Consider the following 19,562-nt stretch of genomic DNA (forward strand, 5'->3'; position numbering starts at 1 on the left):
GCATTTTCCCTACGCTATTTCTGATCACTTATTTACTGTGATTGGTATCATCAACTTAAGAGCTGCTTCGGCGGCTCATTTTGTTTGTGCGGTTTTGGCGTCGATAAAGCAGTAAAAAAATGGAATTCGAAAGCGCGATTTAACGGTGCAGATGAGAAAAACTTTAGGCAAAGAAAAACCCCGAGGGCTTGCGCCCATCGGGGTTATAGTCTTACTCGCAGCAATCCAGCTACTAAGAGTGCTCCATGCATCTAATCCATGATAGTGTGCTGAATCCATCAGCTTAATCCTTACGTCGCCTTCCTAGCGGTGTCCTTAATGACCTTATCCTGGTCTGCTAACCATCCTCGTTAGCTCTCATCACTTGTTCCCTGAGCGGTGTCCCTGACATCATCCTGATGTTCAAATCCTTGCCTCGTCCAGAGGTGTCCATTTCCCGTCCTTAGTAGCAACCATCCTAGTCACTATTGATTCCGTTCAATGTCCAATTTTGCAATCCATGCCCGACTATTCATCCTGAATAACCGTTTCTTCTTCCTGAAGTTCACCAAATCCGTGGTGTTTCCTGTTCCGTGTCAGCATCCTTCCGACAGGTTTAATATTACGTGTTTAACGATTTCCAACAACGGGCTAATCTCACATTTTTTCACTCTCTTAGCGTTCAAAAAAGATACATAAATATTAAATTCAATGACTTATGCTCTTTGTTGTACGGTTTTACCATTAAAAAAGAGAGGTTTGCTCAACCCTTTGTGAGAGATCTCGCACAAGGGGTCGAGCGAAAGGCTCTTACTGCCCGATAGCGGCACCTTCACGTCTTGGATCCGCAGCGCCTTCAAGACCGTCTTTTGTTATGCGTATCGCATGCAGACCAGAGTTCAAATCCCGAACATCGGTTTTAAAGCCCATCTTCTCCAGAGCAGGCTGTAAGCCCTCTGCGGCGGTACCTTGCTCAATATCTAAGGTGCCAAAACGGTTCAGCAATCGTGGCTGATTAATCGCGCTTTGGATGTCCATATCCCATTGCGTGTGGGCGATAATGGCTTGTGCGACGTAACCAATAATGCGGCTGCCACCCGGTGAGCCAATTGCCATGTAAGGCTTGTCATCCTTCATCATAATGGTTGGTGCCATAGATGAACGTGGGCGTTTGCCCGGTTCTAATCGGTTTGCGATTGGCACACCATCTTGATGCGTGCGGAAAGAGAAATCGGTCAGTTCGTTATTGAGCAAGAAGCCGCGTACCATCAAGCGTGAGCCAAAGGCGTTCTCGATGGTTGTTGTCATTGAAACCACATTGCCTTGCTTATCGACGATATTGAAATGGCTAGTGGAAGGCAGCTCGATCGATTGGTCCATGCTTAAGTTCATGGCGTGCGACCAAGGAGGATTACCGGCTTCAGCCTTACTCAAGGCTTTACCGACTTGAATGAGCTCAGCACGTTGTTTGAGATAATCTTTATCAAGCAAGCCTTCGGTTGGCATTGGCACATAATCTTGGTCAGCCATGTATTTAACACGATCCGCGAACGCAAGGCGCGATGCATCGGCGATCACTTGCCATGATTTCGCGCTTTCGGCTCCCCAACCTTTAAGATCGTATTGCTCGGTGATCGCGAGAATCTGTCCAACCGTCAATGCGCCAGAGCTAGGTGGTCCCATGCCGCAGATGTCATAGCTTTGGTAAGCCGCACAAACCGGTTCACGTTGCTTGATTTGGAACGCATCAAAGTCAGGTTGTGCCAATACGCCAGGATTGCCCGGTGCATTTTGTACGGTCTTGATGATGTCTGTGGCGATATCGCCTTGATAGAAAGCTTTTGCCCCTTGCTCTGCAATTGCCGTCAGAGTTTGCGCGTATTCAGGGTTCTTCAACAACGTGCCTTCGGCTTTTGGTGAGCCGTCTGGATTGAAGAAGTAAGCCTTAGTCGCAGGGAAGCGTGATAGGCGCTTAGCATCTTTCTCAATCAGACTCGCGAGGCGAGGACTGACTTCGAAACCTTGCTCAGCCAAGGTAATCACGGGTTGGATTATCTTCTTCCATTCCAACTTGCCGTATTTCTGGTGCGTGTCCCACAGCAGTTTCACTGTACCAGGAGTGGCAACGGAACGCCCACCGACAACCGCATCGTAAAATTGCAGTGGTTGTCCTTTGTCATCTAGGAAGAGTTTCGGCGTTGCGGCGAGCGGTGCGGTTTCGCGTCCATCATACGTAGTCAGTTTTTGTTTCTCACTGTCCCAATACACTAAGAAGGCGCCACCACCAATGCCTGATGATTGCGGTTCTACCAAGCCCAGCATCAGCTGCACGGCAACCATAGCATCAATAGCATTACCACCTTGGGCAATAACATCCGCACCAGCTTGGGTTGCAATTGGGTTAGCAGCGGTAACCATATAATCTTTCGCTTTGATCAATTGCTTTTGCTCGAAGCCAGTACTGTGCTCCGGCGCAACCGCATCTGCTGCTTGGTTAGCAAAGACTGAGGTAGATAAGATTAGTGGGGAAGTAAGAAAAAGACCCGTGGTCACGAGTCGGTTGAACGTCCAATGCATGATGACTCTCCATGTTGCCAGTTTTGTGCTTTGAGCTTGGCAGTTATGGAGAGTCACGTCGAGTCAGCAATCTTAGAAATGTCGATTGTGCTACGCTTTTAAATCAGTACTTTATCCGATAAAAGTATTGATAGTTTGGTATAGAATACTGCCGCCCACTAGAGTAAATACCACGCCGCATAGACCGTCGATGTAGATACCCGCTTGTTGCAATTTACGCTGTAAGCGCTGTGTCGACAGCATCCATGCAAGGCTAGAGAACCAGAATAGCGACAAGCCAAACAGGATGACCAGTGCAATACCTTTGCCAGTAATCGACATACCTGCTGGGACTAAACTCGACATCAAACTGACAAAGAACACCAGGGCTTTTGGGTTAAGAATGTTGGTCGCAAACCCTTTAGCAAACGCTTGACGCTTATTGCTGATCACTAGGTTATTTTGCTTCTTAGGTTGATCCGTCAGTGGGTTTTGGATCATCGAGATCACGGCACGCAATGCGCCAATTCCTAAGTAGAGCAGGTAACTACCACCGAGCAGTTGTACCACGGAATACAGCACTGGGTGCTGGTGGACGACAAAACTCACACCTGTCAGGCTGAACAAAGAGTGCAGCAAAATACCGACGGACAATCCCAACGCAATGTACAAGCCAGTTTGACGACCATGACGCGTCGCATTTTGTACGACCAGCGCAAAGTCCGGACCTGGACTCATTAGGGCAATAAAGTGAATGCTGGCGAGTGTCAGCAATATGGTGGATTCATTCATAACACATCTCAAATTTAACCAATGCGGCTATTGTCGTGGTAAGTCACCTGTGGCGCTTGTAAAAAACTGACAGCTTTCTCGGTAAATGAAATTAACGAGCCACTTGAGAAGGGGAAACGCCGTAGGTCTGTTTAAACGCTTTGCTGAAATGCGCTTGATCGTAGAAACCGATCTGGTGGGCGACGTCGGTACCACATTGACCAGCTTGCAGTAACTTCATGCCTTGTTCAAGGCGCAGGCGTGCGAACCACGCATAAGGCGTCATGCCGGTTTGCGCTTTAAAGTGGCGCTGGAACTGAGTTGGGCTCAGTTGGCACAGCTCTGAAAGTGAATCCAAACGCACCGCTTGGTCAAGGTTAGCCATTAGATAATCTTTTAACGTCCCAAGCGATTGGTTTCCTAGCGGCACCACTTTTTGTCGCTCAAGCGATCCGTAGCGATCAAAAAGCTGGTTAAATCCTTCAAAAGGAAGGCAATCTTTGGTGAGTTGGCTGAGGTTTTCACGACGAAGTAGCCCGTGTAAGTTACTAAGTTGTGAAAATATCTGTGGATCCGAGATGATCAGCTCGTTGAAGTGTATTATTTGACCGTTTTGCTTAAGATCAGCCAGATCGCTCAATAGGTGAGGCTCGATCGCAAACACATTTACTTCGTAGCCACTTTCGAGCTTAGATTGCCCGTCGTGCAGCTCATCCGGCGGCATAATCACAATTTGCCCGTGACCAACTTGGTGGCTGTTACCTTGGTATTGGAACTTCTGCGCGCCATGCGTGATCAGGCCGAGATGAAAATCCAGATGGTAATGCCTTTGAAAAGCAAATTTCTGGTATTTCGCCTCTATTAGACTCAAGTTGTCATGGTCGGTTGCGTAGTACTGAATATGTTCCATTAAACAAAAAAAAGCTTGGTCACATTATGACCAAGCTTATCTGGCAATTTCTAACTTGTCTTGTAAAAAACGATCACTGTGGCTGAACGATTCGGCGTGAGCGACGGTTATTACGTAATCCATCAAAGCTAAACACGACTAGTGCTCCCCAAATAAAGACGAAAGTGATCGCTTTATCCATGGTAAAGGGTTCGCCATACATCAATACTGCAAGTAAAAACATTAAGCTTGGGCCTATATATTGGAAAAAGCCCAAAGTCGATAATTTGAGTCTTGTTGCTGCACCCGTAAAGCACAGCAGTGGTAGGGTTGTTATAACCCCAGCCGCGATCAACAAACTATTTAACGTAAGTGGATTCGTAAGCATATTTGAGGTTGGTGTATCGGCAATAAAAAGCAAATAAACAGCGGCCACTGGCAGTAGAAGTAATGTCTCGATAAACAAGCCAGTTTTTGCATCGACACTGACTTTCTTTCTTAATAAGCCATAAAAGCCGAAGCTCATTGCTAACGCCATCGCAACAACAGGTACGGAGCCAAATACAATCAGTTGAACGAGTACGCCACAACCTGCCAATACAACCGCGAACCACTGTAATTTACGCAGTCTCTCTCCCAAAAATACCATCCCGAGTAAGACGTTGATCAGTGGGTTAATGTAATAACCTAAGCTGGCGTCGAGCATATGATTCGAGTTTACCGCCCAAATGAAAATCAACCAATTGCCGCCAATTAACATGGAACTTGCGATCAGGTAAGCGATTTTCGTTTTGTCTTTCGCGATGTGGTAAGCCGAGCGCCAGTGACGGCCAAAATGGAGGAGTGCAGCAAGCAAAAAGAAAGACCATATCACTCGGTGGCTTAGAATTTCCAAAGGAGATACTTGTGCGATGGACTTAAAGTACATCGGCGCAATGCCCCACATGGTATACGCGCCAATCGCTAGCAAGATGCCTTGCCGCGCGCGTTGTTGTTCGTCTTCTGGTGTCATGAAGTGTCACCTAATTGTGTGTTTTATAGAGCAGAAAATCAGTATACGAGTCGTGATGCGAAACACCTAACAATTTGCGGTTTTATTCACCATGAAACCCCATTACAATGTGCCCTCACTTTGTGTGCCAGTGGTATGCATAAGCACCTCTTTTTTAAGACCCAATCTGAGACTTTTCATGACCTCGACCTTGTTAGCCGAACAATCTGATTCGCCTGTAACGCCTCAACGTGTGTTGGAGGATGTGTTTGGTTACCAAGAGTTCCGTGATGGTCAGCAGTTGGTGATTGATGCTGCGGTAGAAGGTCGCGACAGCTTAGTTATCCTGCCTACTGGTGGCGGTAAGTCGCTGTGTTATCAAATCCCTGCTTTGGTTCGCTCTGGTATTACTTTGGTGATTTCTCCGCTTATTTCGCTGATGAAAGACCAAGTGGACCAGCTTAAAGCCAACGGTGTAGCGGCTGAATGCATTAACTCGACCATGCCTCGTGAAGAACTGCTCAGCGTGTATAACCGCATGCACACTGGTCATCTTAAGTTGGTGTACGTCTCGCCAGAACGCGTATTGATGCGTGATTTCATTGAGCGCTTGGAAAACTTGCCGCTATCGATGATTGCCGTCGATGAAGCGCACTGTATTTCCCAGTGGGGACACGACTTCCGTCCAGAATATGCCGCGCTTGGTCAGCTTAAGCAGCAGTTTTCCCATGTGCCATTTATGGCGCTGACGGCGACCGCAGATGACGCAACGCGCCGAGATATTCTTGAACGCCTGCAACTGAATAATCCAGAGGTTTACCTAGGCAGCTTCGACCGTCCCAACATTCGCTACAACTTAGTTGAGAAGCACAAGCCGGTTTCGCAAATCGTTCGTTATCTTGAAACCCAAAAGGGTAACTGCGGCATCATCTATTGTGGTAGCCGTAAGAAAGTTGAGATGGTGACCGAGAAGCTGTGCAACAACCACATTCGTGCTGCTGGTTATCACGCCGGTATGGACGCTGATGAGCGCGCTTACGTTCAAGAAGCTTTCCAACGTGATGACATCCAAATTGTAGTTGCGACCGTGGCATTCGGTATGGGCATCAACAAACCAAACGTGCGTTTTGTGGTTCACTTTGATATCCCGCGCAACATCGAGTCTTACTATCAGGAAACGGGTCGTGCAGGGCGTGATGGTCTACCTGCCGAAGCGATGATGTTGTATGACCCAGCGGACATCAGTTGGCTGCGTCGTATGTTGGATGAGAAAGACGATGGTCCACAGAAGCAGGTGGAAACCCACAAACTGAATGCGATGAGTGCCTTTGCTGAGGCGCAAACTTGTCGTCGTCAGGTGCTATTAAATTACTTTGGTGAGTATCGTGAGAAGCCATGTGGCAACTGTGATATTTGCTTAGATCCACCGAAACACTTTGATGCCACGGAAGAAGCGCGTAAGGCGTTGTCTTGTGTGTACCGAGTGAATCAGAGCTTTGGTATGGGCTACGTGGTGGAAGTGCTACGTGGCATGCAAAACATTCGTGTACGTGAAAACGGCCACGATAAGATTTCTACCTACGCGATAGGGCGCGACCACAGCCACGATTACTGGGTGAGTATCTTCCGTCAGTTAATCCACAAAGGGCTGTTGTTTCAAAACATCACGCGTAACTCAACGCTGCAATTAACCGAAGAGGCACGTCCGCTTTTGCGTGGCGATGTGACCCTAGAGTTAGCGGTTCCACGTTTAGACACCGCAGCACGTGCGGCTAAATCAGATAAACTGACCAGCAAGAACTACGACAAAAAGCTGTTTGCTAAGTTACGTAAGCTGCGTAAGTCGATTGCTGATGAAGATGGTTTGCCACCATACGTGGTCTTCAGTGACGCAACTTTGATTGATATGGCGGAAATTCTGCCAACGTCTTACGGCGAAATGCTTGCAGTCAGCGGTGTTGGTCAGCGCAAACTAGAGAAGTACGCCGATCCATTCCTCGATTTGATTCAAGAACACATTACTCACCACGGATAAGGAACCAAGATGCAAAAGGAATTTGGCTTAGCGGATTACATGGCACAAGAAGGGCGCTTAATCATTACCGCGCCGAGCTTTGACCTTGATAGCTTTCCTGCTTTAGGTGAGCGTTTAGTCGGCTTGCTTTCTGCTACTGTGGTGGAAAAACAGTGGGATGCGGACATTCACTCTTGGTTGATTGACTTTGAAGGTTGCCGACTGTTTATGAAAGCAGAGCATTACAGCGAAGCGATTTGGTTTGAAGCGTTAGCGATTGAAGAGAGCAGGGAAGAGTTGGATTATCTTGCAGGGTTGTTCCAGCGCGGCTTCTAAAAATAGAATTTTTCTAGAGAGGGTGTTTCACATGAAACACCCTTTTTTATGCTTAAACGTTTGCGTCAAACAGACGACTTGCGGCGAAAAGTGGTTAATGTATAATCGCCCACCGCTTCGCTCAGAAAGAGCCAAGCCAGTTTATTTTTCATTTTACATTGTTGGTAAGAGCCACTTTATTCAGTGACTCGATTTGGGTTCCCTCACCCCCAAACCAAACTAAAAAGGTATCGCATGAGTAACTTTACCCCTGCGCAGCAGCGCAACGCCCTTATCTATCTGGTTCTATTCCACCTAGTCATTATTGCATCTAGCAATTACCTAGTTCAGCTACCGTTTACTATCTTCGGTTTCCATACCACTTGGGGTGCATTCACTTTCCCATTTATCTTCTTAGCGACTGACTTAACTGTGCGTATTTTCGGTGCTCAGTTGGCACGTAAGATCATCTTCTTAGTGATGTTGCCTGCTTTGGCAGTGTCTTACTTCTTATCGGTGGTGTTCTTCGAAGGTCAATTCCAAGGTTTTGGCCACCTAGGGGAATTTAACTTATTCGTTGCTCGTATCGCGATTGCTAGCTTCATGGCGTACCTACTTGGTCAGATCATGGATGTGCATGTGTTCAACCGCCTACGTCAAATGAAGCAATGGTGGGTGGCACCAACGTGTTCAACGCTTTTCGGTAATGCACTTGATACCATCGCTTTCTTCGCCATTGCGTTCTACCAAAGCCCAGATCCATTTATGGCAGAGCATTGGACGGAAATCGCGCTGGTGGATTACGGCTTCAAACTGATTATTAGTCTTGGTTTGTTCGTTCCTATGTATGGCGTACTACTGAATTACCTAATTAAGAAGCTGACTGCGGTGAACCCTGACTTTAAGGTGACCACAAGCGTTCAGTCTTAATATCAGTGGGAACCCCGAAAGCCGCTTGCTCAAATCAAGCGGCTTTTTTGTGCCTGTTTACTTGGGGTTAGAGGGTTTTGTACAGCATGGGGAGTAATTAGATCATGGGTGTCCAAAAGCTCCCTAAGCTGTACAAAGGTAAAAATGGAGTAATAAAAAAGGTCCCGAGTGAGACCTTTTTATCGAAGTTACGGAACGTAGAGGAAGCTAGTTGGTGAAATGGCTAACGGAGCATCTTCTCAATCAAAATGGCTTTTTGCGCATCGAAGGCGCCAAGTTGCAGGCCGTTCTCCCAACTGATGCTTTGATTGAACATCGCCAGCATCAAACCGACACTGCGTTGATTGGCGTCCTGCCAGCAATCAGATTCGCTGTACTCTCCATCATTTATCGCGTTGCCATTAACGAGAATGGGCTCGAAACGCCATTTTTCGCCGACACGGTAGTAGCCTTTACTGGTTAAGGTCTGGTTGGATTGAATCGTTAAAATGTGCTCGATGCCCGGCTCACCGGTTAATTCAAATACAAATCTTAGCTGGTGGTCGCCACATTGCAGCTCAACGATCAGTTGGCCGTTTTCCTCAATCAGTGTTGACTGAGAGTAGTCTCCGAAGCAGTGCAGCAACCAAGAAATAGGGTGACTGGCTGTTTCAAGAAACCACTCTTTGAGTGTGAAGGTGCCCGGTAGGTTAACTTGGGTGATTAGATTGACCACACAAGGTTGGGTTTGCGAGGTGAGCCATTTCTCTATCGTCTTGGCGGTCTCTAGCTGAGCAAAGGCGTAATTAACCAATAGGTTGGAGTTCGGTTGCTGCCAGTGAGTGATGTCGGAATTCAATCCCACCAATGGCTTTTCACAAATCAGCTTGGTTGAACCTAACGTCTTTATGATCTCTGCATGAGTATGCGCAGGTGTCGCGATGGTCACGACATCGAGTTGTTTGAGTGCGCTGATGTTCGTTTCTGCCTTTAGGATTGCTTCCTCACTGCACGCTTGCTGAAGCGGTTCTATTTGGTTGGCGCATAACGTTGTGACCGATACACCATTGTTTCGATAGTGGGGAATGTGCGTGCGTCCCCAGTTGATTCCTATGATGCCAGCTTGTTTGATTTGCTCTGGCTTGTTGAAACGTTCACTCAATGGCGGCAAGGCAATTCGTTCATCTGTTAGACGTTGGTCATGGTGATAATCATTGCTTGGCAGCACTTGCCATGGCTTGTTGTAATGCTGCTTGAGTGCACAAACGAGTTCGTAGAAATTCCACTTATCCTTTAAGTTGCTATCAAAATGGTATAAACCTGCTTCGTTCCGCTCAATAAGCTGCAAAAAGGCGAGTGCAGTATCGTCCATATGAGAAGTCGCGGGATACCAAACTGTACTAGCGGTAATAACGCCGTTCTCTTCATATTGGCGGTCGAGATGCGCCAACATGTTATTGCCTTCTGCTTGGTGATGGAGCTGCCAACCAATTCGAGCAATCATCGCATCTGGATTTGCTTGCCAGATTGCATCTTCACAACGAACTTTGTATTTGCCGTATTCATCTTGGGTGTTTCTTTCTTCAAAGATGCCATAAGGCCCATTTTTTGTGGCATCAAATACCATTGCTGTACTGACAAAAAGATAAGGAATGTTGCGCTGTTTGCAGTGCTCACCAAGCCACGCTGCCCACGCTTCACTCCCCATCGCCATGTGGCACACCGCATCAATGTGGTGCTGTTGCCAAAATTGCTCACTTTGCTGTGGATCATCTGGTGGGATTTGGTGGTGATTCCATTCCAATACGTTCCAGCCACGGAGGTGGAACTGATGAGCAACTTTAGGGGCGAGGGTGCCAGTTAAGCCAGTCATTAAAACGGTTTTCATTATGGTGCATCTTGGTTGGCTAAATCGTGCTTATCAATAAAGCATGGCTGTTTTTCGATGTAGAGCGGAGAAGCTGAGATTTTTGCTGGGCAGCACGTTTTGTAGGGGAAGTAGAAGCAAAAAAACCCAAGCGAACGCCTGGGCTTTAGTATTGTAAGGCAGTGATATTCGCTTATTTTGCTACGATATTTAATGGCCAGCCGATGTCTGTCTGACGGTTGGATTCAATTTCCAACTCAGCCGCAGTCAGTGGGTTTTTCTCTAGCCATTGCGCATCAATGTGTAACGTTAGATTGTCGCCTTCAACCTTTAGAGTCACATTTGGCTCTAGATCAGGATTGCGACGATGGCTGAGTAGAACCGCAAGACGCAACAGTCTCAATACTCGTTTGGCACTTGAGCCTGATAATGCATGCTGCTCAGGTAAAGAAGTGAGCTGTTCGCGATAGCGACGAGCCACTTCACCAATAAAGAACTTCTGCGCGCGCGTGTAACCAGGCAGATCCAAATTCTGCAGCAAGTAAGCACTATGCTCTCCGCCTTTTTTGAAATCGATAGTTAAACCAATTTCATGCAGTTTTGCGGCGGTCTCGAGTAATATCTTGCCCTGAGGCTCTGTAATCCACTCATCGCCCCCAGCTTGCTGTAAAAGCGTGTGTGCCAGAGTAGCGACTTGTTCGCCGTATTGGTGATCGAGCTGATAGCGATTTTGTACGCTAGCGATAGTGCGGGCACGAATGTCTTCTTGGCGAAGCTCTTCAACCATCTCATACACTAAGCCTTCGCGTAGTGCGCCGCCAGCGAGTGTCATAGCATCGATTTCAAGCAATTCAAAAACGGCAATCAAAATAGAGAGGCCACTAGGGAACACTAATGCCCGCTCAAGTGTTAAGCCTTCAATATCGAGCTCTTCTAAATGGTCGGCCAACATGGCTTGCTTCTGTAGACGCTTGAGTTTGGAGTGAGTGATTACTTCGTCCATGCCTTGCGCCAGCATTATCTCTTGCAATGCCTGAACAGTGCCTGATGCACCAACGCACACATCCCAACCAATTTCAGTATAACGTTCTAAAATCGGCTGGATGGTCTGTTTCGCTCCTTCAATTGCCGCGTCAAAGTTACGAGCATTCAATTGGCGATCTTTAAAGAAGTTTTCAAGCCAAGTCACGCAGCCCATTTTTAAGCTGGTCAGTGCTTTGGCTTCGAAACCTTCACCGATAATCAGTTCGGTACTTGCTCCACCGATATCGACTACAAGGCGACGACCACTACCGCCAGAGGTGTGAGCGACACCTTTATAGATAGTGGCAGCTTCTTCTTCACCAGTAATCACTTCGATAGGCTGGCCTAGAATTTGGTTAGCCTTTTCTAAAAACACATCTACATTGGTCGCGGTACGTAATGTTGCAGTACCGACGATGCGAATGTTTTGTTTAGGAATGTCCTGCAAGCGTTCCGCAAATAGACTTAAGCAGTCCCATCCTCGCTGCATAGCTTCCATACTAAGAGAATTATGTTCATCTAAGCCCGCTGCTAGACGAACTTTGCGCTTAATTTTAGCCATTGTTTGAACGCTGCCATCGATGTGACGCACAACGAGCATGTGAAAACTGTTCGACCCGAGGTCGATGGCGGCATATAGCGGTGATGATCCTGCTTGACTCATAAACGAACTCAGTTTCCTATTACGATTGTTTTGGTGCCGATTGACGCGGTTGGCGTGGACGACGTCCCTGCGGCTTACGGTTACCAGAACCAGAACGGGTACCGCCAGTATTCGTGCGGCGCTGTTGGTTGCGTGGTGCACGCATACGAATCGGAGCCGGTAGATCTTGAATCAGTGCCGACGAATCGTACTCTGAAACTGGGATTGTATGCTCAATGTATTCTTCGATTGCTGGTAGGTTAACCGCGTACTCTTCACAAGCAAAACTGATCGAATGGCCGCTCGCACCAGCGCGACCAGTACGGCCAATACGGTGAACATAATCTTCACAGTCGTCAGGAAGGTCGTAGTTGAAAACGTGCGTTACCTGAGGAATATGCAGGCCACGCGCTGCAACGTCAGTTGCAACTAAGATGTCGACATCACCTTTGGTGAATTGCTCAAGAATCTTCTCACGCTTCTTCTGCGGTACATCGCCAGTAAGAAGGCCTACACGGTGTCCATCGGCAGCCAAATGTCCCCAAACCGATTCACACTTATGCTTGGTATTGGCAAAAATGATAGCGCGATCTGGCCACTCTTCTTCAATTAGTGTTTGAAGCAGCGCCATTTTGTCTTCATTCGAAGGATAGAAAAGCTCTTCCTGGATACGGTGACCAGTTTTTTGTTCTGGTTCGACAACGACATGCTCAGGAGTATTCATGTGTTCGAATGCCAGTTCTTGAACGCGGTAAGACAGCGTTGCTGAGAACAGCATGTTCAAACGCTCTTTTGGCTCAGGCATACGACGGAACAAGAAGCGAATGTCTTTAATAAAGCCAAGATCGAACATGCGGTCGGCTTCGTCCAGAACAACAGCTTGAATGTTGTTGAGGTTAAATACGCGCTGTTTGTAGAAATCGATGATACGGCCTGTTGTTCCGATCAGAATATCTACGCCGTCTTGCAGTTTCGCAAGTTGCTTGTCGTAGCTTTCACCACCGTAAGCTAGAGCGGTTTTTAGACCTGTGCTTTCAGTTAATGATTCTGCATCATTGTAAATCTGAATAGCGAGCTCACGTGTAGGCGCCATAATAATTGCGCGTGGCTGTGTAGGCTTACGACCTTCATGTTCCGGAGTCGTCAGAAGGTGGTTGAACGTAGCAGTAAGAAACGCGAGCGTTTTACCAGTACCCGTTTGGGCCTGGCCTGCGATGTCTTGGCCGGTGAGCAGGACCGGCAACGCCAAGGCTTGGATAGGGGTACAAAATTCGAACCCTTTTTTGTCCAATCCTTCAATAACTTGGGGCTTTAAGCCCAAATCGGCGAACTTTTGCTCTGTGATATGCGTCTTTTTCATGGCTATAGAATATCAGCTAAAGCTTGCAATACGAAAGTAAATACATTCCAATAGGGCATCTAATTACTGGTTATCATCCAACCAGTTTCGAAAAACACATTGGAGTGGAAGATGAGTGATAAGATTTTGCAGCTAACTGATGACGGTTTTGAAAACGATGTAATCAACGCTGCAGGCCCGGTTCTAGTGGATTTTTGGGCAGAATGGTGTGGTCCTTGTAAAATGATCGCTCCTATTTTGGACGAAATCGCAGACGAGTACGAAGGCAAACTCACTATCGGTAAACTAAACATCGACCATAACGCAGGTACACCACCTAAGTTTGGTATTCGCGGCATTCCAACGCTATTACTATTTAAAGATGGTAACGTAGCGGCAACGAAAGTAGGTGCTCTGTCTAAAACTCAACTAAAAGAGTTCCTAGACGCAAACTTATAATCACCAAGTGATTACAGATAAAACCGTGCAAAGTTACAATGCACGGTTTTGTTTTTCTAACTCTGGACTAGAATACTAATTAGTGCTAACTTATCGCGCGTTAATTGAACAAATTTCTCTTCTTGGTCGATCCTGAGACCAAATCCATCTTAACTAGAAAACAGATCTTATTTTGACTAAACAAGAATCCACCACCATGAACCTTACCGAACTGAAGAACAGACCTGTGTCTGACCTTGTAAAACTGGGCGAAAGCTTAGGATTAGAGAACCTAGCTCGCTTAAGAAAACAAGACATCATCTTCGCGATTTTAAAAGCGCACGCGAAAGGCGGCGAAGACATCTTTGGCGATGGGGTTCTGGAAATTCTGCAAGACGGCTTTGGTTTCCTACGCAGTGCAGATAGTTCATACCTTGCGGGTCCGGACGATATCTACGTATCACCAAGTCAGATTCGTCGCTTTAACCTACGTACTGGTGACTCTATCGCTGGTAAAATTCGTCCACCAAAAGACGGTGAACGTTACTTTGCCCTTCTAAAAGTCAATACCGTTAACGACGATAAACCAGACAACGCCCGTAACAAGATCCTATTTGAAAACCTTACCCCTCTACATGCGAATGAGCGAATGGTTATGGAGCGTGGTAACGGTTCAACAGAAGACATTACAGCACGTGTTTTAGACTTGGCATCGCCAATCGGTAAAGGTCAACGTGGTCTGATTGTTGCTCCGCCTAAAGCGGGTAAAACAATGCTTCTGCAAAACATCGCGCAAAGCATCGCGTACAACCACCCAGAGTGTGAGTTGATGGTTCTTCTTATCGACGAACGTCCAGAAGAAGTAACTGAGATGCAGCGCCTAGTTAAAGGTGAAGTGGTTGCGTCGACTTTCGATGAGCCAGCATCTCGTCACGTACAAGTAGCGGAAATGGTGATCGAGAAAGCAAAACGTCTTGTTGAACATAAGAAAGACGTAGTTATCTTGCTTGACTCTATCACTCGTCTAGCTCGTGCTTACAACACCGTAGTGCCTTCATCAGGTAAAGTACTAACTGGTGGTGTGGATGCAAACGCATTACATCGTCCTAAGCGTTTCTTCGGTGCTGCACGTAACGTAGAAGAAGGCGGCAGCCTAACTATCATCGCAACGGCACTAGTAGATACTGGTTCTAAAATGGATGAAGTTATCTACGAAGAGTTCAAGGGTACAGGTAACATGGAACTGCACTTGAACCGTAAGATTGCTGAGAAGCGTGTATTCCCTGCGATTGACTTCAACCGCTCAGGTACACGTCGAGAAGAGCTACTGACGAAGACTGACGAACTACAGAAGATGTGGATTCTGCGTAAGATCGTTCACCCAATGGGCGAAATCGACGCAATGGAGTTCCTAATCGATAAGCTAGCGATGACGAAGACCAACGATGAGTTCTTCGATGCGATGCGTCGTCAATAATCTCAGATAAGTTATTCTGCGAAAAGCCACCGTATATCGGTGGCTTTTTTATTGCTTTCTCCCGATAGAAGTATCAGAATGAAGGAAATGTTATCGGGAGGTTAACATGCAACAAGGAATGTTGTCGTCATTACTCCTGAGCTTGTCACTTATCACTCTACCTGCGACATTATCTGCCAAGGAAATGCATGAGTCTGTAGTAGAACAGTGGCTTCAGGATACTCAAATACAGACTAAAGTCTCTGAACTGCTTGATTACGCTGTCAGAGATGAAGTCGACTCGCTTAAATTCGCCCTTGATAGACTTGCTTTGCCTCAACAAGAGGTGGTGCGCTTTCAATTATTGGAAAAGCTTGAAAAGCAAGATGTGATTCTCACGCCTCGAATGGCTCTGTTTGTTGAGTCCCAGATCCGTATGACCCCGACTTATCAAGTGTTAGAGCGAGGTGATGGGTATGAATTTAGTGTACCCGCTTTTAACTTTCCCGTTATTGCGAGTCGCTTGATTAAGCGTTGGAAACAAGACCAAAGTACCTTGGACTTTGTCTTACAAGCTGAACGAAGAGAGCTTAACTTAAAGCAATGGCTTACAGGGCCATCTCAACAAGCTCAAGCACGTGAAGCGCTTTTGATTCGAGAGTTAGACAGCTTATCACCCAATGCGCTTGCTGCATTAACGGCCCAGTTAACCAAAGCAAATGTGACCAGTTGGTTACCATCGACGGCCGTGATAGTCAGGTTGGCACAAGTTAGTCAGGATGAGGAAGTGTACAACTTACTCTGGCGGATGAAAGCTGATTACAACAGCCAGTCCGAACTTGAGCGTTTAGCTGCGGTTGGAGACGTTTTTTCCATTCAGCAATTGATGAATGCCACAGTTAACCCATCACTCAAGCCAGAAGCGATTAGTCTACTTACAAAATCTAACCCTCTATCTCCGCAAGTAAAGCAGTTTCTAGTTAGAAAAATGGCGTTATCAGAAGAAGCAACCATGGTTGCTCGAGAGCTTGCTCAACAAGGGCATCAAACCTGGTTGGAAGAGTTAGTATCTTCGAACCATCAGATAAAGACTCGGCAGATTGAACAAGTATTAAAGTAATCTGGCTCACATACCCACACAAAATAGGAGGATCTTAGCGTCCTCCTATTTGTTATACTGCGGACAGTTTAATCAGCCAGCATGAAGGCCTATGAGTTTTAAGGATTTACGCGAATTTATCGACCACCTAGAACAGAAAGGTCGACTTAAACGCATCACTCACCCTGTCGATCCCGCTTATGAAATGACAGAAATCAGCGACCGCACCTTGCGTGCTGGTGGACCTGCGCTGTTGTTTGAGAACCCAATCGGCTACGACGTACCTGTTTTGACTAACCTGTTTGGTACACCAGAGCGTGTCGCAATCGGTATGGGACGTGAAGATGTTAAAGAATTAAGAGAAGTCGGTAAGCTGCTGGCTTATTTAAAAGAACCTGAGCCACCAAAAGGCTTCAAAGACGCTTTAGAAAAACTGCCTGTGTTCAAACAAGTATTGAACATGCCGGCTAAGCGTTTACGTAAAGCACCATGCCAAGGCATTGTTTGGCAAGGTGATGAAGTCGACTTGGATAAAATTCCGGTAATGAGCTGCTGGGCAGAAGATGTAGCGCCGCTGCTTACTTGGGGCTTAACCGTAACCAAAGGTCCAAATAAGAAACGTCAGAACCTAGGCATTTACCGTCAGCAGAAAATTGCCAAGAACAAAATCATCATGCGTTGGTTAGCCCATCGTGGTGGTGCGCTTGATCTGCGCGATTGGATGGAAACCAACCCAGGTAAACCTTTCCCAGTTTCGGTCGCGTTTGGTGCAGACCCAGCAACCATTCTTGGCGCAGTAACACCAGTGCCAGATACGCTATCGGAATACGCATTTGCAGGTTTGCTACGTGGAAGCAAAACGGAAGTCGTGAAGTCAGTCAGCAACGATTTGGAAGTGCCAGCGAGCGCGGAAATCGTGATGGAAGGTTATATCGACCCGAACGAGTTTGCTGATGAGGGTCCTTACGGTGACCATACTGGCTACTATAACGAAAAAGAAAAGCACCACGTATTTACTATTACGCACATTACTATGCGTAAAGACCCTATTTATCACAGCACCTACACAGGTCGTCCGCCAGATGAACCAGCTGTATTGGGTGTGGCATTAAACGAAGTGTTTGTGCCGATTCTGCAAAAGCAATTCCCAGAGATTGAAGACTTCTATCTACCGCCAGAAGGTTGTTCGTACCGAATGGCCGTCGTCACCATGAAGAAGCAGTACCCAGGACATGCCAAGCGCGTAATGATGGGCGTGTGGTCTTTCTTACGTCAATTCATGTATACCAAGTTTGTTATTGTGTGCGATGAATCGGTAAACGCACGAGATTGGAATGATGTCGTGAAAGCCATGTCAGAGCATATGGATCCTGTACGTGATACCTTGATGATAGATAACACGCCAATCGACTCGCTCGACTTTGCTTCACCAGTGGTTGGGCTTGGCTCCAAAATGGGCTTGGATGCGACCATTAAATGGGATGCCGAGCTGGCGACGCGAACCGAGGTCACTGAGCGAGACAGCAAAGCGATTACCGAAGCAGAACTAAATGAGTTGAAACAGCAACGCCCTGAGATTGTTGACGTCTATCTTCCAGTTACAGCAAACGACCAATTTGCTGTCGTGACTATGAAGAAAGACCAAGCTGGTCAATCCCAAGAATTGATGGAACATCTATGGGGCTTCTTTGCTCAGTACACGGATAACAAATTCATCATTTTGTGCGACGATGACGTTAATGCACGAGATTGGAATGACATCATTTGGGCGGTGACAACTCGAATGGACCCAGATAGAGACACGATTCAAGTGCTTGGTAAGACTGAGAGTTCATCCAAATTAGGACTGGATGCGACCAACAAGTTCGAATCTGAAGTCACGCGCGAGTGGGGTACGCCTATCAAAAAAGATCCTAAACTTGTGGCTAAAGTCGATGAGATTTGGGACCAGTTAGGTATTCTATGAGTCATCAAGTCCACCTTCTACCAATGGACGTTACATTCCAAGTAAAAGAAGGGGAGACGGTGTTAGAAGCTGCGCTCAACAACAATATTCGCTTCCCACACCGTTGCCAAGTTGGCGCTTGCGCCATGTGCATGTGTAAAAAGCTAACGGGCGAGGTGAGCTATCACCTCGAACCGATGCTAACCGAAAAAGAGCAACAGCAAGGTTGGATTTTCCCTTGCCAAGCCTATACAGAAAGTAATTTAGTGCTTACTTTTGACGAGTAAGCGAGAGGAACACCATGACCATCCAATGTAAAGTAAAGTCTATTCAGCCGTTAGCTTGTAATACTTACCAAATCCTTCTTCATCCAGAATCACCAGTGCCTTTTAAAGCGGGTCAGTACCTAATGGTGGTGATGGGTGAAAAAGACAAACGTCCTTTCTCTATCGCAAGCAGCCCTTGTCGTCATGAAGGTGAACTTGAACTGCACATCGGTGCGGCGGAACACAACGCTTATGCACAAGAAGTTGTCGAAGCAATGCAAGCGGCGCTTGAAACTGATGGTCAGATTGAAATTGATGCGCCACATGGCGATGCTTGGGTTCAAGAAGAAAGCGAACGCCCATTATTATTAATTGCTGGTGGTACAGGCTTCAGTTACGTTCGCTCGATTCTGGATCACTGCGTAGCGCAGAATAAAACCAATCCTATCTATTTATATTGGGGGGCGCGCGATAACTGCCAGCTTTATGCTAAAGACGAACTGGTCGAGATTGCCGACAAGTTTGCCAATGTTCACTTTGTGCCGGTAGTAGAAGAAGCTCCTGCAGACTGGCAAGGTAAAGTTGGTAACGTGCTACAAGCTGTAGCTGAAGATTTCGAAAGCTTAGAAAACTACGATATCTATATTGCAGGTCGTTTTGAAATGGCTGGCGCAGCACGTGAACAGTTCACTCAGAACAAGAAAGCGAAGAGCGAACGTATGTTCGCAGACGCGTACGCATTCATTTAAATACGGCTTTTAAGGCAGAAAAAGAGGGTTTTTTACCCTCTTTTTTGCTTTTTTGATGAAATAGTCATCGAACAGTCATTTTTTTCCATTTTTTTTCAAAAAAGGGTTGCGAACGGATCTGAGTTCCCTATAATGCGCATCCACCGACACGGCAGACGCGATAAGGCTTCGGCAGGGTCGGAGAGGTGAAAGCTTCTACGAAAAATAAAATTGAAAAAGTGTTTGACACTGTCAATTAAATCGCTAGAATGCACCTCCGCTTTGAGAGAAAAACTTCTCGCAAAGCAAGCTCTTTAACAATATAGACCTATCA

Annotated in this window: 16 protein-coding genes; 9 read left to right on the top strand and 7 right to left on the bottom strand. The window is 46.6% G+C overall.

From position 1 onward, the window contains the following. Window positions 1–789: 789 nt before the first annotated feature. The 4 genes from ggt to rarD form a co-directional block, all read right to left on the bottom strand. On the bottom strand, window positions 790–2,556 hold the full coding sequence (ggt, locus tag R7Z50_RS22990; protein WP_206971063.1) for a gamma-glutamyltransferase: 1,767 nt from the start codon (window positions 2,554–2,556) through the stop codon (window positions 790–792). A 111-nt stretch (window positions 2,557–2,667) separates the two neighbouring features. Beyond that, window positions 2,668–3,327, bottom strand: a complete 660-nt coding sequence (locus R7Z50_RS22995; RefSeq protein WP_005378776.1) for a LysE family translocator — start codon at window positions 3,325–3,327, stop codon at window positions 2,668–2,670. Between the two features lie 91 nt (window positions 3,328–3,418). After that, entirely contained in the window at window positions 3,419–4,216 is a 798-nt protein-coding gene (locus R7Z50_RS23000; RefSeq protein ID WP_005382915.1) for an AraC family transcriptional regulator, read from the bottom strand. 73 nt (window positions 4,217–4,289) lie between these two features. After that, entirely contained in the window at window positions 4,290–5,207 is a 918-nt protein-coding gene (gene rarD / locus R7Z50_RS23005) for an EamA family transporter RarD (RefSeq protein WP_005378774.1), read from the bottom strand. 178 nt (window positions 5,208–5,385) lie between these two features. On the opposite strand from rarD, the gene recQ reads away from it, so the two are divergent. From recQ to R7Z50_RS23020, 3 genes are all read left to right on the top strand, one after another. Then, a complete protein-coding gene (gene recQ / locus R7Z50_RS23010) occupies window positions 5,386–7,221 on the top strand; it encodes an ATP-dependent DNA helicase RecQ (RefSeq protein ID WP_005451195.1) in 1,836 nt (611 codons plus the stop codon). A gap of 9 nt (window positions 7,222–7,230) precedes the next feature. Further along, a complete protein-coding gene (locus tag R7Z50_RS23015) occupies window positions 7,231–7,536 on the top strand; it encodes a DUF3630 family protein (protein ID WP_005378772.1) in 306 nt (101 codons plus the stop codon). A 234-nt stretch (window positions 7,537–7,770) separates the two neighbouring features. Beyond that, window positions 7,771–8,445, top strand: a complete 675-nt coding sequence (locus R7Z50_RS23020) for a 7-cyano-7-deazaguanine/7-aminomethyl-7-deazaguanine transporter (protein ID WP_005378770.1) — start codon at window positions 7,771–7,773, stop codon at window positions 8,443–8,445. Between the two features lie 223 nt (window positions 8,446–8,668). On the opposite strand, the gene R7Z50_RS23025 is transcribed toward R7Z50_RS23020, so the two are convergent. The 3 genes from R7Z50_RS23025 to rhlB all read right to left on the bottom strand — a co-directional run bounded on the left by R7Z50_RS23025 (window position 8,669) and on the right by rhlB (window position 13,317). Next, complete coding sequence (locus tag R7Z50_RS23025) at window positions 8,669–10,312, bottom strand: sugar nucleotide-binding protein (protein WP_053306515.1); 1,644 nt, start codon at window positions 10,310–10,312, stop codon at window positions 8,669–8,671. Window positions 10,313–10,484: 172 nt separating this feature from the next. Continuing rightward, on the bottom strand, window positions 10,485–11,978 hold the full coding sequence (gene gppA / locus R7Z50_RS23030) for a guanosine-5'-triphosphate,3'-diphosphate diphosphatase (RefSeq protein ID WP_318149273.1): 1,494 nt from the start codon (window positions 11,976–11,978) through the stop codon (window positions 10,485–10,487). A gap of 19 nt (window positions 11,979–11,997) precedes the next feature. Then, on the bottom strand, window positions 11,998–13,317 hold the full coding sequence (gene rhlB, locus R7Z50_RS23035) for an ATP-dependent RNA helicase RhlB (RefSeq protein WP_005378764.1): 1,320 nt from the start codon (window positions 13,315–13,317) through the stop codon (window positions 11,998–12,000). 111 nt (window positions 13,318–13,428) lie between these two features. On the opposite strand from rhlB, the gene trxA reads away from it, so the two are divergent. From trxA to fre, 6 genes are all read left to right on the top strand, one after another. Next, window positions 13,429–13,755, top strand: a complete 327-nt coding sequence (gene trxA, locus R7Z50_RS23040) for a thioredoxin TrxA (RefSeq protein WP_004745500.1) — start codon at window positions 13,429–13,431, stop codon at window positions 13,753–13,755. Window positions 13,756–13,951: 196 nt separating this feature from the next. Beyond that, window positions 13,952–15,211: a transcription termination factor Rho gene (gene rho, locus R7Z50_RS23045; RefSeq protein ID WP_005378757.1), complete on the top strand. Its 1,260-nt coding sequence runs from the start codon at window positions 13,952–13,954 to the stop codon at window positions 15,209–15,211. A gap of 106 nt (window positions 15,212–15,317) precedes the next feature. After that, on the top strand, window positions 15,318–16,310 hold the full coding sequence (locus tag R7Z50_RS23050) for a hypothetical protein (protein WP_005378756.1): 993 nt from the start codon (window positions 15,318–15,320) through the stop codon (window positions 16,308–16,310). 91 nt (window positions 16,311–16,401) lie between these two features. Then, window positions 16,402–18,255 (top strand): 4-hydroxy-3-polyprenylbenzoate decarboxylase, encoded by a 1,854-nt coding sequence (gene ubiD, locus R7Z50_RS23055; RefSeq protein ID WP_318149274.1) that lies wholly within the window; start codon window positions 16,402–16,404, stop codon window positions 18,253–18,255. Next, the gene (locus tag R7Z50_RS23060; RefSeq protein ID WP_009696789.1) at window positions 18,252–18,521 is read left to right on the top strand and encodes a 2Fe-2S iron-sulfur cluster-binding protein; all 270 of its coding nucleotides are present in this window, start codon (window positions 18,252–18,254) and stop codon (window positions 18,519–18,521) included. Before ubiD ends, R7Z50_RS23060 begins: the two co-directional genes overlap by 4 nt. A 14-nt stretch (window positions 18,522–18,535) precedes the next feature. After that, complete coding sequence (fre, locus tag R7Z50_RS23065; RefSeq protein WP_005382872.1) at window positions 18,536–19,249, top strand: NAD(P)H-flavin reductase; 714 nt, start codon at window positions 18,536–18,538, stop codon at window positions 19,247–19,249. The last annotated feature ends 313 nt before the right edge of the window (window positions 19,250–19,562 follow it).

It is taken from the genome of Vibrio sp. 1249-1, assembly GCF_033340495.1.

What these genes read in the sequence shown, in the direction of transcription:
- ggt (WP_206971063.1), bottom strand. Translation starts at nt 2,556, where the DNA reads ATGCATTGGACGTTCAACCGACTCGTGACCACGGGTCTTTTTCTTACT.
- R7Z50_RS22995 (WP_005378776.1), bottom strand. Translation starts at nt 3,327, where the DNA reads ATGAATGAATCCACCATATTGCTGACACTCGCCAGCATTCACTTTATT.
- R7Z50_RS23000 (WP_005382915.1), bottom strand. Translation starts at nt 4,216, where the DNA reads ATGGAACATATTCAGTACTACGCAACCGACCATGACAACTTGAGTCTA.
- rarD (WP_005378774.1), bottom strand. Translation starts at nt 5,207, where the DNA reads ATGACACCAGAAGACGAACAACAACGCGCGCGGCAAGGCATCTTGCTA.
- recQ (WP_005451195.1), top strand. Translation starts at nt 5,386, where the DNA reads ATGACCTCGACCTTGTTAGCCGAACAATCTGATTCGCCTGTAACGCCT.
- R7Z50_RS23015 (WP_005378772.1), top strand. Translation starts at nt 7,231, where the DNA reads ATGCAAAAGGAATTTGGCTTAGCGGATTACATGGCACAAGAAGGGCGC.
- R7Z50_RS23020 (WP_005378770.1), top strand. Translation starts at nt 7,771, where the DNA reads ATGAGTAACTTTACCCCTGCGCAGCAGCGCAACGCCCTTATCTATCTG.
- R7Z50_RS23025 (WP_053306515.1), bottom strand. Translation starts at nt 10,312, where the DNA reads ATGAAAACCGTTTTAATGACTGGCTTAACTGGCACCCTCGCCCCTAAA.
- gppA (WP_318149273.1), bottom strand. Translation starts at nt 11,978, where the DNA reads ATGAGTCAAGCAGGATCATCACCGCTATATGCCGCCATCGACCTCGGG.
- rhlB (WP_005378764.1), bottom strand. Translation starts at nt 13,317, where the DNA reads ATGAAAAAGACGCATATCACAGAGCAAAAGTTCGCCGATTTGGGCTTA.
- trxA (WP_004745500.1), top strand. Translation starts at nt 13,429, where the DNA reads ATGAGTGATAAGATTTTGCAGCTAACTGATGACGGTTTTGAAAACGAT.
- rho (WP_005378757.1), top strand. Translation starts at nt 13,952, where the DNA reads ATGAACCTTACCGAACTGAAGAACAGACCTGTGTCTGACCTTGTAAAA.
- R7Z50_RS23050 (WP_005378756.1), top strand. Translation starts at nt 15,318, where the DNA reads ATGCAACAAGGAATGTTGTCGTCATTACTCCTGAGCTTGTCACTTATC.
- ubiD (WP_318149274.1), top strand. Translation starts at nt 16,402, where the DNA reads ATGAGTTTTAAGGATTTACGCGAATTTATCGACCACCTAGAACAGAAA.
- R7Z50_RS23060 (WP_009696789.1), top strand. Translation starts at nt 18,252, where the DNA reads ATGAGTCATCAAGTCCACCTTCTACCAATGGACGTTACATTCCAAGTA.
- fre (WP_005382872.1), top strand. Translation starts at nt 18,536, where the DNA reads ATGACCATCCAATGTAAAGTAAAGTCTATTCAGCCGTTAGCTTGTAAT.